Below are 14,713 nucleotides of genomic sequence, written 5' to 3' on the forward strand. Positions count from 1 at the left end.
TCCAGCGAGAGACTCTAGGCCTCCCATAAGGAGATCTTTCATGGCTGACAAACAAACCCCAATTGGCAGCGGCTTCGATGCCGGCACTACCGCCCAGCAAGCCTTGGCGGGCAGCGATTTGCGAGGCAAGACGGTGATTGTCACCGGTGGCTACTCCGGCATTGGCCTGGAAACGGTTCGCGTGTTGGTCGACGCGGGTGCGCAGGTGATCGTTCCCGCGCGGGATCCTGAAAAGGCCGAACGCAACCTCTCGGGCATCATCGGTGTTGAACACGCCAGCCTGGATTTACTCGACCCGATTTCCATCGACCGTTTTGCCGAAAACTTCCTCGCCAGCGACCGGGCATTGAACCTTCTGATCAATAGCGCCGGAATCATGGCCACACCACTGCAACGGGATACGCGAGGTTTCGAAGCGCAGTTCGCCACCAACCACCTGGGCCACTTCCAGCTAACCGCGCGGTTGTGGCCGGCGCTGCGTGAGGCTAATGGCGCACGAGTGGTTTCGGTATCATCCCTCGGCCATCGTCTCAGCCCTGTGCATTTCGATGACCCGCAATTTGAACACCGCCCCTATGACAAGTGGCTCGCCTACGGCCAATCAAAAACCGCCAACGCACTGTTCGCGGTAGCACTGGACCGACGAGGTAAAGCGGAGGGTGTGCGCGCATTTTCCGTGCACCCGGGGGAAATCCTCACCGACCTGATCCGCTACCTGGACAAGGACGACCTGGCATTCGTCGGCGCACTGGATGAGCACGGCAATATCCGCAGCGCCAGTCACTACAAGAGCCCCGAGCAAGGCGCCGCGACCTCGGTGTGGTGCGCTGTCAGCCCGCAACTGGAGGGCATGGGCGGACTCTACTGCGAAGATTGCGATGTGGCCGCTTGGTCGCAGGATGACACCAGCCGTAACGGCGTATGGCCCTGGGCTGTCGACCCGGAGCAGGCCGAACGCTTATGGGCAGTGAGTCAGCAGTTGTGCAATGTCACGTTGTAGTCCGGGACCCCAGCGTTCATATTTGGCAGTCATGCACTGCCAATGAGCGACCTGAACCATGCAGCCTCCTGCCAGATACCTCGTGCCCCTTGCCGCCTCCCTTTGCGCCACCCTCGCCTGCGCCGACAGCCACGACCCACTGCTCGCCAAGCGCGTGGATGCGGTGGTCGACAGCGCCATTGCCGACAATCGCCTGGTGGGCACCGTGGTGCTGGTGCTGCGGGACGGGCAGCTGGTTTATCACCGTGCTGCCGGCTTGGCGGACCGCGAAGACGGGCGCCCGATGACAGAGGACACGATCTTTCGCCTGGCATCGGTGACCAAACCGCTGGTATCCGCCGCCGCGATGCACCTGGTGGAACAAGGTCGCTTGGGCCTGGACGATCCGGTCAGCCGCTGGCTGCCCGACTTCAATCCCAAGCTGGCGGATGGCACCATCCCGGTGATCACCGTCAGCCAGTTGCTTAACCACACAGCCGGCCTGAGCTACGGATTTCTGGAAAGCCCGCACGGACCCTACCGCACCGCCGGGGTTTCCGATGGTTTGGGCGAGCCGGAAATCAGCTTTGCCGAGAACCTGAAGCGCATCGCCAGCGTGCCCTTGAGTTACCCGCCGGGTACCCGCTGGCAGTATTCGATGGCCACCGATGTGCTGGGTGCGGTGCTGGAAAAAGCGTCCGGCAAGAGCCTGCCGGCATTGCTCCGCGACTCGGTGACCGAACCACTGGGGCTAAGCAATACCGGGTTTTCCGTGACGGATATAAAACGCCTGTCCGCCGCCTATCAGGATGGCTCGCCACAGCCGTTGCGCATGGTCGACAAGGCTACGATCACCTCGGGCAACAGCACCGCGCTGTTTGATGTGCGGCGGATTCTCGATCCCCAGGCCTACCCTTCCGGCGGCGCAGGCATGGCCGGGACGGCAGGTGATATTGCGCGGTTCCTGGAAACCATTCGCCGGGGCGGCGCTCCGATCCTGTCGGCACACAGCGTGCAGTTGATGATCACCGATTCGGTCGGCGCCAAGGCGCAAACCCAGGACCCGGGCTGGGGGTTCGGTTATGGCTGGGCGGTGCTGGATGACCCGGCGTTGACAGGCACACCGCAATCCCGGGGCACCTTTGAATGGGGCGGCGCCTACGGTCACAGCTGGTTTGTCGACCCGCAGCAGAAGCTTACGGTGGTGGCACTGACCAATACGGCTTACGAAGGCATGTCCGGCCAGTTCACCCACCAGTTGCGGGATGCGGTGTATCCGCCGCAGTGATCGACCACCAGCGCGGCAATAACTGCCGCACCCGCGCTTCGCCAAACCGGTCATCAATCAGCATTACCACCCCTCGGTCCTGCTGGCTGCGGATCACCCGGCCCGCGGCTTGCACCACCTTCTGGATGCCCGGATAAAGGTAGGTGTAGTCATAACCGGCGCCGAAAATCGCGCCCATCCGCAGCTTGAGCTGCTCGTTCACCGGGTTGAGTTGCGCCAGGCCCAGGGTGGCGATAAACGCGCCGATCAGCCGGGTGCCCGGCAGGTCGATGCCTTCGCCGAATGCGCCGCCAAGCACGGCAAACCCGATGCCCTGACTGTGCTGGGTGAACTGGTCGAGAAATGCCTGGCGTTCAGCCTCGGCCATGCCCCGTGACTGCTGCCACAGCGGGATGCGCGGGTGCCGCTCGGCAAGCAAATGCGCCACTTGCTGCAGATAATCGAAGCTGCTGAAAAACGCCAGGTAGTTGCCCGGAGCCTGGGCAAACTGCGCTGCAATCAGCTCGACGATGGGCTCCAGGGACGCCTGGCGATGCACAAACCGGGTGGAGATCCGGTCGACGATATGCACCCGCAGCTGCTCGGCCTTGAACGGCGATTCCACATCCACCCAGGCGGTGTCAGGCGGCATCCCCAGCAAGTCCGCGTAGTAGTGCCGTGGGCTCAGGGTTGCGGAAAACAGCACGCTGCTGCGGGCCGCCGTCAGCCGGGGCCGAATGAATTCGGCGGGCACCACGTTGCGCAGGCACAGGTTTGATGAACTGCGCTTGCCGCTGAGTTCGCGTTTGCTGATGTCGAAAATGAAGTGTTCGTTGAACAGCTCGGCGACCTTGGCAAACTGCAAGGCCTCGAAGTAGAAGGCTTGCAGTTCGCCATTGAGTGCCTCGGGATGGTCGTTGAAATATTCACCCATGGCGCTGGTGCACAGGCTCAGCGCCTGCAGCAGTTTGTCGGGTTTCTGGGCGTAGGCCTGATAAGGTGCCACTTGCTCCTTGTGCAGGGCATTCCACTCACGGTTCAGGCGCTGGAGCGGCTTTTTCAGCGGCTCGGGTGCGATCTCGCGCAGGGTCTTGAGCGTGTACTGGTCGAGGGCCGCGCTGTACATCGAGCGGCCACGCTCCACCAGGTTGTGGGCTTCGTCCACCAGCACCGCGACGCGCCACTGGTTGAGCTGGGCCAGGCCGAACAGCATGGCGCCGAAGTCGAAGTAATAGTTGTAGTCGGCGACCACCACGTCGGCCCAGCGTGCCATTTCCTGGCTCAGGTAATAGGGGCAGACGTCATGGGCCAAGGCGACTTCCCGCAGGTTGCGCTGGTCCAGCAGGCGCACGCGGGAAGCAGCTTCGCGGGCCGCCGGCAAGCGGTCATAAAAACCCTTCGCCAGTGGGCAGGAGTCGCCATGGCAGGCTTTGTCCAGGTGTTCGCAGGCCTTGTCCCGCGCCACCAGCTCCAGCACCCGCAATGGCAGATCGGGGCTGCTGTCATACAGCACCTGCGCCGCATCCAGCGAGAGTTTGCGGCCCGGGGTCTTGGCGGTCAGGAAGAACACCTTGTCCAGCTGTTGCGGCGCCATGGCCTTGAGCATCGGGAAAATCGTGCCGACGGTCTTGCCAATTCCGGTAGGCGCCTGGGCCATCAGGCAGCGGCCGGTGCTGACCGCCTTGTAGACCGTTTCCGCCAGGGCGCGCTGGCCCGGGCGAAACGCCGCATGGGGAAAGCCCAGGGCAACCGCTGCGGCATTGCGGGCTTCGCGCTGGTGCATTTCCTGTTCGGCCCAGCCGAGGAATAGGGTGCATTGCTGCACGAAGAATGCCTGCAGGTCGTCAGCCTGAAACCGTTGGCTGAGCAGCGTCTCGTGCTCGCCAACAATGTCGAAGTACACCAGCGCCAGGACAATCTCCGACAACCCGAGCTTCTGGCACATCAACCAGCCGTAGACCTTGACCTGGGCCCAGTGCAGTTGCCGGTGGTTGGCCGGTTGTTTGTCCAGGTCGCCGCGATAGGTTTTCACCTCTTCCAGCTGGTTGCGGTCCGGGTCGTAGCCATCCGCCCTGCCCCGGACTTTCAACTGCTGGTATTCGCCCTCCAGCGCGACTTCATTCTGGTAATGGGCGCTGCGCCGCGAGGCCACGGTGCGGTGGCCGACAATCCCTTCCTGGGCACTGGGAGACGGGGTAAAGCGCAGGTCGAGGTCGCCGACCTTGGCGGTGAATTCACATAACGCACGCACCGCAACGCTGTAGCTCAAGCGGCCTGCCCCGCCCAGCGCACATAACACACAGTGACGGGCATCTGGTGTTCGCCGCAGAACTCCAGCCAGCGCAGCTGGTTGTCCTGCAGGCGATCACCGGGGCCTTTGACTTCGATCATGCGGTAGGTTTTTTCTTCGGGCCAGAACTGGATCAGGTCGGGCATGCCGGCGCGGTTGGCGCGGATATCCAGCAGCAGGCGTTCGAACCAGTGGCGCAGGTGCGCCGCTGGCAGGCAGTCGAGGGCCTGGTCGAGCAGTTCTTCGCTGAGCACGTTCCAGAACACGAAGGGTGACTGGATGCCCCATTTGTCTACATAACGCTGGCGAATGGTGTGCTTGTAGCGCTCACCGTCCAGTTGGCCCAGGCACTCGGCGAACAGCTCGGCACGCCGCAGATGAAAATCCTCGCTGTGCAGGTCTACCGGCCCGCGCTGGAACGGGTGGAAAAACGACCCCGGCAACGGCGCGAAAATCGCCGGCCAGCACAGCAGGCCAAACAGCGAATTGATCAGGCTGTTCTCGACGTAATGCACGGGTGCACCATGGTCACTGAGGTGCGCCTGTACGCAATACTCCACCGACATCATCGGTTCCGGAGCCGGCAGTTCGAGGTCCAGGCGCACGATCTCGCGGGGTTTTGCCCTGGGCAGCGCCGGCTCGCCGAGCTTGCGTCGCAGCCTGGGTATCACGCGCAGCAAGTGCTGCTGTTCGGCAGCGCTTTCCGGGGCCTGTTGCGCCTCACGGGCCAGCCCCATCGCCTGGGCAAAATCCTCCTGGCGCTCCAGCACCCGGATCAGCCGCGCCCGTGCGCCGGGATAGGTGCAGCCCCGGTAGATAGCTTCCGCCAGGGCCAACTCGGCGCTGCGCTCACAATACTGGCCCACCTGGAACAACAGCTTGGCCCGACGTTTCTCCAGCCAGGGGTTGTCGGTGTGCAAGGTAGCGATTTGTTCCAGCACGCCATCGAGTGCCTCGCCCGCTTCAAAGGCCTGCTGGCACTGATGCAGGAACAGGAAGCCGTGCACATCGTCACGGCTGCGCAAACCGCGGGATTCGGCGCAGAATTCGACTTTCTCGTAGGTAAAGATCCCCAGGTCCGCCAGCACAAATTCCGACCAGTCCTGATAGAGATTACCGAAGAACATCAGGCGCAGGCGGTCGCACAGTTCCATCACGGTGAGGCTGTAAAGCTGATCGGCCAGGTCCGGGCACCAGTGCTGGAAGTGACGCAGTTCACAAAACTGCATTGACAGCGTTTCCAGCCAGTCAGCCTTCCTGGCCTTGGGTTGCTCGATCCAGGGTTTGAACGCCGCCAGGATTTCCGCTTTCTGCAACAGGCCGAACAGCTCGCCGAACGACAACAGGCATTGGTCCGTCACCCAACCCTGTTCCAGCAAAGGCACGACCGCCTCGTGCACCGCGCCGATCTCGACATAGTTGAGCTTGCCCGCCCGGAAATGCGCGCCCTTGCGCATCACCATGCGTACCAGTAACGCCTGGGATGCCTGCGGCAAGCTGTCAAATTGCTGAATGAAATGCTCTTCGTCCGGGGCCAGCAAATCGGCATAACGCTGCCCCAGCCAGGCGAGCACTTGGCGGAAGTTATGCAGGTAATAGAGCGGATCCTCTAGGGGATTGGACATTTCAGGCACTGGATCAACCACTGTTTATGCATACAGAGTGCCGTCCCTGACCGACTGTTGCAATCAGTAATAGATCAAAGGCACACGCAACTTTTTGCGTAATAATGATCAGATGGCTGTCAGCCACATTAAATGAGTCTCCCCCGACCGCTCAGGTGCGGGGTTTTCGAAGGATCAGGGTAAGGGTTATGAGCATGAAGAATTTGGGTCTGGCGGTGGGTATGTTGACGTTGCTGGTATTGGCCGGTTGCTCCACGCAGACGGTGGTGACGTTGCAGAACGGCACTCAATACCTGACCAAGGACGTGCCCAACGCGAAAACCGCCGATGGCTTCTACGAATTCACCGATATCGCCGGCAAGCATATTCGCGTCAAGGCCGATGACGTCGCGACCGTGATGAAGGAGAAATAAAAAGTGGGAGCCCGTCGGCTCCCACTTTTCTTTGCCATGATCGTTCCCACGTTCTACGTGGGAATGCATCCTGTGACGCTCCGCGTCACCACTGCGCAAGACATGAACCGTGGGTTGGCCGTTGGACGCAGAGCGTCCGGGGCGGCGTTCCCACGCAGAGCGTGGGAACGATCAATCCGTGGCGCTACTTAGCCGATGGAAACCCCATCACCCCAAACCCCGGCGAGCCCGACGCCAACCAGCGTCACCGAGTCCGCGCCAAAACTCAGCACGGTATCGCCCCCCACCACCTTGGCGTGGTCACGCCAGTCCGCACTGCCCTCCACATCCCGGAACACCAGCTTGTCGGTCGGCTGATAACCAATCACCCGGTCCTGCCCAAACTGCCCGCCGAACAGAAAGGTGTTATGCCCGCTGTTGTCGCGGATCGTGTCATTGCCCTTGCCGCCCTCGATGAAATCTACACCCTTGCCACCCTGGATCAAGTCATCGCCATCACTGCCGATGATGAACGTGTTGCCCTTGTGCGGCTCGGCATTGCGGTTGAGGTCCTGCACCCAGGTATTGGCCCGGGCCGGGTCCGACAGGTTGGCCACGATAATCGTCGAGTCCCGGCTGGTCAGGTCGTAGAACTGCGAGTCCAGGACCCGCGTCATGCCATCCCCATACCCGGTGGGCAAATGAGAAAGCCAGGTGGGAACATTGACGATGGAAAACGGCAGGACATTCCACAGCGTCGACGCGTAGTGATCGTTGAAGCTGACGATATTGTCCGTGGTCGACTCATGGGGCTTGTCGTGCACGCCCAGTGACGAGAAGTTGAACGACGAGCCGTCCAGCGCGCGAAACACCGGGTCGTTTTCATAACCGATGTTCAGCACCTTGTCGCCGGCACTCTGGGTTGGCGAGGCATAGGCCACATAGTTGGAGTCCTTGTAGAACCCCGACCATTTATTGCCGCTCAGGTCGGCCATGCTGTTGACCGCCAGGCCACCCAGGCTATGACCGCTGACCACCACGTCCTTGCCCGTCAGGCCATGACTGCCGGCATACGCCGCGACATCCTTGAGCAAGGTGCCAAAGGCTTCGCCGGCGTAGTTTTTCGCGTAGTCCTTGGGCCCCAGCGCCGCCAGCAGGTCACTGACCAGATCGCCGATGGAGTCGCTGATCAAGGTTTCCCGAGGCCCCGAAGTCCCGCGAAAACCAATGCCGATTTCCAGCAGCTTGCCGTCGCCATCGTACTTGCCCAGCACTTCCACCTGCGCGGTGGTGTAGCCGGGCTTTTCACCGAAGAACGTGCCCCGGGCGTCCACCTTGCCGCCGTAGCCCAGGGTACTGGCGCTGATGGGCGTCCAGCCGGCCTTGTTGACCGCCTCGAGGGCGGCTTTTTCCGAGTCGGGGTTCCAGGGAATCCCTGGAATAACCCCCTGTGAATCGGTGCTGCCCAGCAGCGCCCCCACCAGAGTGGCGGGCAGCCCCAGGCCAAAACCGTTGTGCTGGTAACCCACGGCAAAGCCGTTGTCCAGGTTGTGATAGGAGTACAGCGTGATCGCCATGGCATCGGCGAACAACGCTTTGGAGCCCTCGGTGCCGAGGTTTTTATAGTCGAAAACACCCATGGTATTGCCTCTCTTTTGTTGGAATTGTCGAGAAAGCCGAATCTGCACAAATGGACGATTGGAACCGGATCAATGTGGGAGCGGGCTTGCTCGCGAAGGCGGTGGATCAGTCAACCCATCCACCGACTGGCACACCGCTTTCGCGAGCAAGCCCGCTCCCACATTTCGAACCGCAGTGTTTAGAAAGCCCAGTCCAGGCTCAAACCCACCCCATGGACTTTCTCCTTGCTTGCCAGCAGGCCGTTGTAATCCAGATTCACCTTCGCCTCCTTGCTCAGCGCCAGGCTGACCCGCGCCCCCACCAATGCCGCATCACGCACCATCGACGAACTCTCCACAGTGAACGAAGGGCCGCCCGAGGCAAACGCCAGGTGCCGCTCGGAATCGACGCTGCTCAGGTTGTGCTGCCAACCCAGGGTGCCGGAAAGCTCCAGTTGCTGATGGTCATTGATATTCAAGGTTTTCAGCGCTCGAGCACCCAGGGTACTCAACACCACATCGCGGCTGTCATCCCGGCCCTTCAAGGCCGCCGCATCACCCTTCTCGGTAAACCCATCGGCATCCAGATGCACGTACGCCAGGTTGGCGAACGGTTCCAGGGCCAGGGGTTGCAGGTTCAGGCGATACGCCGCCTCGGTAAACACCTGGGTACTGCGGGCATCCACCTTGGCTTTCTGCTTGCCGGCGACTTCACCGTATTGCAGCTCGCGCTTCACATCGGCGCGGTGCCAGCTGTAGGTCGCACCACCGCTCAAGCGCAAGGCACCGATTTCATGCCCGGCATACGCACCCAGGTGATAGCTGTCCACCGATGCCCGGGAATGGGTGTCGCTGCCCATGTTCAGCGACGTGTCGCTGTACCCTGCCACCAGGCCTACACGGGTGTCTTCATCCAACGCGCCGTCCACACCCGCCAGCATGCCGCCGATGGAGGTGGTGTAGCCCGCCGTATCGCTGCCGCTGTTGGTCTTGCCCCAGGCGCCCAACGCCTTGACCCAGACGTTGCCACGGCTGTCGACGGTCTGGCTCGATGCGCCCATTGCCCCTTGCTGCAAACGCTCGCCCACGGCTTCGCGCAGGTAGCGGTTGTCATTCACCAACGCGGTTTCCAGCGCCGGGTAGATCTCCCCGGACAGCTGCTGGAATGCACCCTGGGCCGAGGCCGCATTCGGCGCCAGCAACAGGCTTTCGTACACGGCGTTGCCCGCGCCCAACTGCTCGGCAGCAGCGGCCACCGAACGTTGGTTCGGGGTGGCGGCCACACTGGCAAAGGTGTTGGCATTGCGCCCCACATCCAGCTGCACGCCGTTGGCGGCGTAGTTCAGGGTGCCGCCGATAAACAGATAGTTGGGCAGCACCGAACCGAAGCTGCCGGTAATCCCGCCCGCAGCCTGCAGGATGTTGTACTGGCGACCGATCAGGCTTTCGGCCTGGGTCTGGGTCAGCAGCGTCGGGCTGTTTTCCAGGGCCAGGGTCACCGTGCCGCCGCTGAGGGTGGCCTTGCCACCGGCGACGATGCGATCACTGTTGGTGGCCGACAACTCCACCGCATAGGTGGAGCCCGCCGCGAAGTTCACATCCCCGGCCACGTTCAGGGTGCCGATGGAGTTGCCCGGCGCCACGGTACCGCCGCTGTTCGCTGTCAGCGAACCAATGCGCCCGGAACCGCCCACTACGCCGCTGCTGCTGACGGTAACGTCGGAGGTGATCGAGCCATTGATCGCCAGCAACCCTTGGTTGACCAGGGTCGGGCCGCTGTAGGTGTTGGTGCCGGTCAGTACCAGCGCGCCAATGCCCTGCTTGGTCAGGCCGCCATGCCCGGAGATATCGTTGCTCCACACATCCAGCCCGCAATGCACATCGGTGCACGTGCGCTGGGTCGGTTTGCCGGCATCCACCACGGCGCCAATCCCTGGCAGGTCCGCGACAAACTGGCCGGAGCCGTAGGCGCCGTCGATACGAAACTCCGCCGGGATATCCTCAGCCGTCACAAACATCCCCGGGCCGTTGATGGCCTTGCCCAGGTTGATCATGCCCCAACCGTACAGCGAGTCGATGCCCGGTGCGCCGAGGTCGGTCGCGGTGGTTTTCAGCAGCGTGGAGATCTGGTCGCCGCTCATGTACGGGAAGCGCTCCATCAACACCGCTGCACTGCCGGCCACATGCGGCGCGGCCATGGAGGTGCCGTTGAAATTGGCGTAGTCGGTGGTCAGGTTTTCCAGGGAGGTGCCGTTGATCACCGAACTGTAGATCTTGGTGCCGGGGGCCGCGACGCAGAAGCTGGCGGCATACCCGCAGCGCGAGGAAAACGTACTGATCACGTAAGGATCGGAACTGGCGGTGTCGGGATTCTGTTGCAAGGCCGCCACCGACAGCCAGTTGGGTGCAATCTCCGGCACGAAGTACGCCAGGCCCGAGATCGCATCCGGGTTGTTGCGGTTGTAGTCGTTGCCGGCGGCAAAGATCGTCAGCACGCCGCTGCGGGCCGCATCAATGGCGCCCTGATAAGCGCCACCTGCGATCGTCCCAAGGATCGGCCGAATGTTATTGAACTGCGCCTGGGCTTCATAGACCGTGAAGTTGGGGAATGCCGGATCTCGGCCGCCCTTGGCGTACTGGTCACCGATGCCGATGCCCCAGCTGTTGTTGATAATGCGTGCGCCGCTGGCCACCAGCGCGTCCCAACCGGCTTTGTAGACCGCACCGTCGTTGCCCAGGATGATCCCGTCTTCGGGGCCCGGGTCACCGTTTTCGGCGCTGATGATCTGCGCATCGAACGCCACGCCGTGCATTGGCCCGCCGTCGCGGTTACCCGCGGCGATCCCGCCTACGTGCGTGCCGTGATTGCCGAGCTTGCCGTTGGAACCCAGGGAAGGCGTGCCGTCGTAGCGAAACGCGTCCCCGGCTTTCACCGGGATATACGGGTCGGTGTATTGGCGAATGCCTTCGGTCACGAGCGTGACCACTTTGCCGGGGCTGGCGAATTCCGGATGCTGGGCATACACCGGCTGGTCGAAGATCCCCAGCTTCACACCCTTGCCGGTGTAGCCGGCGGCGTAGGCGGCGTCTGCATGCACGGCGCCCAGGCCCCAATCGGCCTTGAATTCATTGCTGCGCCAGCTGGCAGCGTCCCCCAGTTTTCCGCTTTCCACGTAGGGTGCGGCCTGGGCGGTACCCAGGCTGGCCAGGCAACACAGCAACGCGCCGTATGGCACGCAGCTCAGGGCCTTGAGCGGGTAGCCCGGGCCTGTTGGGATGGCGGATTGAAACCCTCGTTTTGTTTTTTTCACGGTGACCTTCCTTAGTTTTTATTGCACTTGTATAAATCACGTTTCTCCCAAGCGTCGCCGACCCAATGTGGGAGCGGGCTTGCTCGCGAATGCGGTGGCTCAGTTACAGGTGCGTCGACTGACACACCGCATTCGCGAGCAAGCCCGCTCCCACAGTTGACCTCTTTCGGCCTCAGGATCTTGCTCAGAACTGCCAGTTCAGGCTCAACCCCACACCCTGGATTTTTTCCCGGCCAGCCAATTGGCCGGTGTAGTCGAGGTTGACCCGTGTGCTTTTGCTCAACGCCAGGCTCGCCTGCACGCCCACCAATGCCGCGTCGCGCATCAACGGCGAGCTTTGCACCGCAAACGACGGCCCTCCGGCGACAAACGCCAGGTGCTCTTCGGATTCAACGGCACTCAGGCTGTGCTGCCAGCCCAGCGAGCCGGAAACGTCCAGTTGCTGGCGGTCGTTGAGAGGGAAGGTTTTTGCCGCCCGCAGGCCCAGGGTGCTCAGCACTGCATCGCGGCTATCGCTGCCACGCTCCAGCGCGGCGGCGTCGCCTTTCTCGTGAAAGCGCTCGTTGTCCAGATGCACGTAAGCCAGGTTGGCGAACGGCTCCAGCGCCACCGAGGACACGTTCAAACGGTAGGCCGCTTCGGTAAATACCTGGGCACTGCGCGCATCCAGCTTGGTCTTCTGCTTGCCGCTGACTTCGCCGTACTGCAAGTCGCGTTTCACGTCGCCGCGATGCCAGCTGTAGGCACCGCCGACGCTCAAGCGCCAATTGCCCAGCTCATGCCCGGCGTAGGCGCCGAGGTGGTAGCTGTCGATGGACGCCGATGAATGCGTGCCGCTGCCCATGTTCAGCGAGCTGTCGCTGTAACCGGCCACGAGACCGGCACGGGTCTGCTCGTCCAGCGCGCCGTCGACACCGGCCAGCATGCCGCCCAGTGAGCTGGTGTAGCCTGCCGTGTCGCTGCGGCTGTCGGTCTTGCCCCAACTGCCGAGCGCCTTGACCCACACGTTGCTCTCACCGGTAACCGGCGTATGGCGCAGGCGCTCGCCCACGGCATCGCGTACCTGGCGGCTGTCATTGATCAGCATTGTGCCGATGGCCGGGTAGATTTCTCCCGACAGCTGCTGGAAACCCGACTGCGCCGTGGCTGCCGAGTCTGACCGCAGGATGCTTTCGTACACCGGATTACCGGCGCCCAACTGCTCGGCGGCCGCCGCCACCGAACGCTGGTTACGAGTGGCACCGACACTGGCGAAACTCGCATCACTGCGGGCAATGCCCAGTTGCACACCGTTGGCGGCATAGTCGAGGGTGCCGCCGAGGAACAGGTAGTTGGGCAACACGGCACCGAACTGGCCCTGGATCCCGCCAGCCGCCTGGAGGATGTTGTACTGGCGCCCCACCAGGCTTTCCGCCTGTTGCAGGCTGAGCAGGGTCGGGCTGTTTTCCAGGGCCAGGGTCACGGTGCCGCCGCCGAGGATTGCCTTGCCCGTGGCGACAATCCGGTCGCTGGTGGTGGGGGTGAGTTCGACCGCATAGGTCGAGCCGGCGGCGAGGTTTGCATCTCCGGCCACCTGCAAGGTGCCCACGGAGTTGCCCGGCGCCACGGTGCCGCCGCTATTGACCTGTAACGCCGCGATGCGACCGGAGCCGCCCAACGTGCCGCTGTCATTGACCGTCACCGCGGACGTCAGCGAGCCATTCACCGCCAACCGGCCGCCATTCACGGTGGTCGGGCCACGGTAGGTGTTGTCGCCCGCCAGGATCAGGCTGCCCGCACCGGATTTGGTCAGGCTGCCTTCGTAGATACGCTTGGCCGCGGCTGCAGCACGGGCAGTGCCAACGGCATAGTCCGTCTGGTCCTGCTGACTCGCGCCGGCGCCCACGCCGTTCTCCCAGCCCTTGTCGCGCAGGGTTTGCTGCCAGGCCAGGGTTTCGGCGCTGTCTTCGGCCTGACGCTGGATCAGCGCCTTGTCGGAGATCGCATTGCTCCACACATCGCCCTGCCCGGCCGCCAACGTGACATTCATCGGCCCGAGCAATTGCCCGGGCCCGTGCATCGCCCGGCCAAGGTCCGGCACGCCCCAGCCCACCTGGGTGGTCGGTGCATCGGTGACCGCGCCATTGAGCTGGGTGGCCGTGGTCAACAGCACCTGCAAGGCCTGTTCGTTGTTCAGGTATGGATAGCGTTCCATCACCAGCGCCAGTGCGCCGGTGGCATGGGGCGCCGACATCGAGGTGCCGGATTTCACCCCATAACCGCCATCGGGAATGGTGCTGTTGATCAACGCCCCGGGGGTGGAAATGCACCAGTACTTGGCGATGCCGCACTGGTTGTATTTCTGGTTGTTCGCCTTGTCCAGGCCCGATACCGCCAGCCAGTGGCCTTCCAGCTCCGGCTGGAAATAAGGCAAGGCCGAACGCACGCTGGCGTTGGCGTAGCCGCTGTTGCCAGCACTGAACACGTTGATCACCCCGGCCTTGGCCACCTCCGCAGCGGCATCCAGCCAGGTGTTCTGGTTGTAGTGCTGGGCATAGGCAGCGTGCAGGTCGCCAATGGTCTGGTAGCTGACATCCTTGGGTTGGCTGCCCCAACTGTTATTGATCGCGCGCACGCCGGAATCCACCAGCGCGCTGTACACCGCCTTGAAGTACTTGGGGTCTGGCGAGGGGCCGAACAGGAAGCTGTCGCTGGCGTTGGTGTTGCCGACGTAGATCTGCGCGTTGTACGCCACGCCGTGCATGCCCACGCCATCGCGGGCCGCGCCCATGGTGCCGGTCACGTGGGTGCCGTGGGCGTCATTGTTTGGGTTGAGCGCGCCGGTGGTGGTGAAGGGGCTGCCATCGACATAGGTGCCACTGGCGGTGACCGCGTGATAGCGGTCTTTTGAGGCTTCGGGATGGTTGGGGTCGAAACCCGAGTCGAGGGCGCCGATCTTCACGCCACTGCCGGTGATGCCGCTCGCATAGGCCTCGTTGGCTTTCATCCGCTCCAGGCCCCAGTCGCTCTGGAACTCGGCGGAACGCCAACTGCCGGGGTCGCCGACTTTGCCGGCTTCGATGTACTGCCCGTGGGCCGCCACTGACAGCAGCAGCAAGGAGCCTGCGGTGAAGGGTTTGAAGCGAGGTGAACCAGTGATCATGAAGAGTCCCTTTTCTTATTGTTGAAATACCTGTGGCGAGGGAGCTTGCTCCCGCTGGAGTGCGCAGCGCTCCCAAGATCTTGGGGCC

General features: G+C 62.8%; 8 protein-coding genes. 3 read left to right on the forward strand and 5 right to left on the reverse strand.

Going from position 1 to position 14,713, the window contains the following annotated elements; genetic code table 11:
* The first annotated feature begins 40 nt into the window (after nucleotides 1-40).
* Complete coding sequence (locus V6607_RS16785) at nucleotides 41-1,000, forward strand: oxidoreductase (protein WP_134326656.1); 960 nt, start codon at nucleotides 41-43, stop codon at nucleotides 998-1,000.
* 58 nt (nucleotides 1,001-1,058) lie between these two features.
* On the forward strand, nucleotides 1,059-2,267 hold the full coding sequence (locus tag V6607_RS16790; protein WP_134326657.1) for a serine hydrolase domain-containing protein: 1,209 nt from the start codon (nucleotides 1,059-1,061) through the stop codon (nucleotides 2,265-2,267).
* On the opposite strand, the gene V6607_RS16795 is transcribed toward V6607_RS16790, so the two are convergent.
* Together V6607_RS16795 and V6607_RS16800 are read right to left on the reverse strand one after the other, a co-directional pair.
* Nucleotides 2,227-4,515, reverse strand: coding sequence for an ATP-dependent DNA helicase (locus V6607_RS16795; protein WP_134326658.1), 2,289 nt, complete (start codon nucleotides 4,513-4,515; stop codon nucleotides 2,227-2,229). The two genes, V6607_RS16790 and V6607_RS16795, sit on opposite strands and share 41 nt — an antisense overlap.
* Nucleotides 4,512-6,161: a VRR-NUC domain-containing protein gene (locus V6607_RS16800; RefSeq protein WP_102604640.1), complete on the reverse strand. Its 1,650-nt coding sequence runs from the start codon at nucleotides 6,159-6,161 to the stop codon at nucleotides 4,512-4,514. Before V6607_RS16800 ends, V6607_RS16795 begins: the two co-directional genes overlap by 4 nt.
* Before the next feature lie 188 nt (nucleotides 6,162-6,349).
* On the opposite strand from V6607_RS16800, the gene V6607_RS16805 reads away from it, so the two are divergent.
* On the forward strand, nucleotides 6,350-6,574 hold the full coding sequence (locus V6607_RS16805; RefSeq protein ID WP_003217100.1) for a YgdI/YgdR family lipoprotein: 225 nt from the start codon (nucleotides 6,350-6,352) through the stop codon (nucleotides 6,572-6,574).
* Between the two features lie 188 nt (nucleotides 6,575-6,762).
* Here V6607_RS16805 and V6607_RS16810 read toward each other — a convergent pair whose 3' ends face one another.
* The 3 genes from V6607_RS16810 to V6607_RS16820 all read right to left on the reverse strand — a co-directional run bounded on the left by V6607_RS16810 (nucleotide 6,763) and on the right by V6607_RS16820 (nucleotide 14,625).
* Entirely contained in the window at nucleotides 6,763-8,193 is a 1,431-nt protein-coding gene (locus V6607_RS16810) for a lipase (RefSeq protein WP_008433771.1), read from the reverse strand.
* 179 nt (nucleotides 8,194-8,372) lie between these two features.
* Nucleotides 8,373-11,483 carry an autotransporter serine protease gene (locus tag V6607_RS16815; RefSeq protein ID WP_134326659.1) on the reverse strand — a complete coding sequence of 1,037 codons (3,111 nt, stop codon included), beginning with the start codon at nucleotides 11,481-11,483 and terminating at the stop codon, nucleotides 8,373-8,375.
* A gap of 184 nt (nucleotides 11,484-11,667) precedes the next feature.
* Complete coding sequence (locus tag V6607_RS16820) at nucleotides 11,668-14,625, reverse strand: autotransporter serine protease (RefSeq protein WP_134326660.1); 2,958 nt, start codon at nucleotides 14,623-14,625, stop codon at nucleotides 11,668-11,670.
* Nucleotides 14,626-14,713: the final 88 nt, after the last annotated feature.

This window comes from Pseudomonas sp. KK18 (genome assembly GCF_037094675.1).
Taxonomy (GTDB): domain Bacteria; phylum Pseudomonadota; class Gammaproteobacteria; order Pseudomonadales; family Pseudomonadaceae; genus Aquipseudomonas.

Excerpts from the sequence above, each read along its gene's own strand:
- V6607_RS16785 (WP_134326656.1), top strand. The coding sequence starts at position 41 with ATGGCTGACAAACAAACCCCAATTGGCAGCGGCTTCGATGCCGGCACT.
- V6607_RS16790 (WP_134326657.1), top strand. The coding sequence starts at position 1,059 with ATGCAGCCTCCTGCCAGATACCTCGTGCCCCTTGCCGCCTCCCTTTGC.
- V6607_RS16800 (WP_102604640.1), bottom strand. The coding sequence starts at position 6,161 with ATGTCCAATCCCCTAGAGGATCCGCTCTATTACCTGCATAACTTCCGC.
- V6607_RS16805 (WP_003217100.1), top strand. The coding sequence starts at position 6,350 with ATGAGCATGAAGAATTTGGGTCTGGCGGTGGGTATGTTGACGTTGCTG.
- V6607_RS16810 (WP_008433771.1), bottom strand. The coding sequence starts at position 8,193 with ATGGGTGTTTTCGACTATAAAAACCTCGGCACCGAGGGCTCCAAAGCG.
- V6607_RS16820 (WP_134326660.1), bottom strand. The coding sequence starts at position 14,625 with ATGATCACTGGTTCACCTCGCTTCAAACCCTTCACCGCAGGCTCCTTG.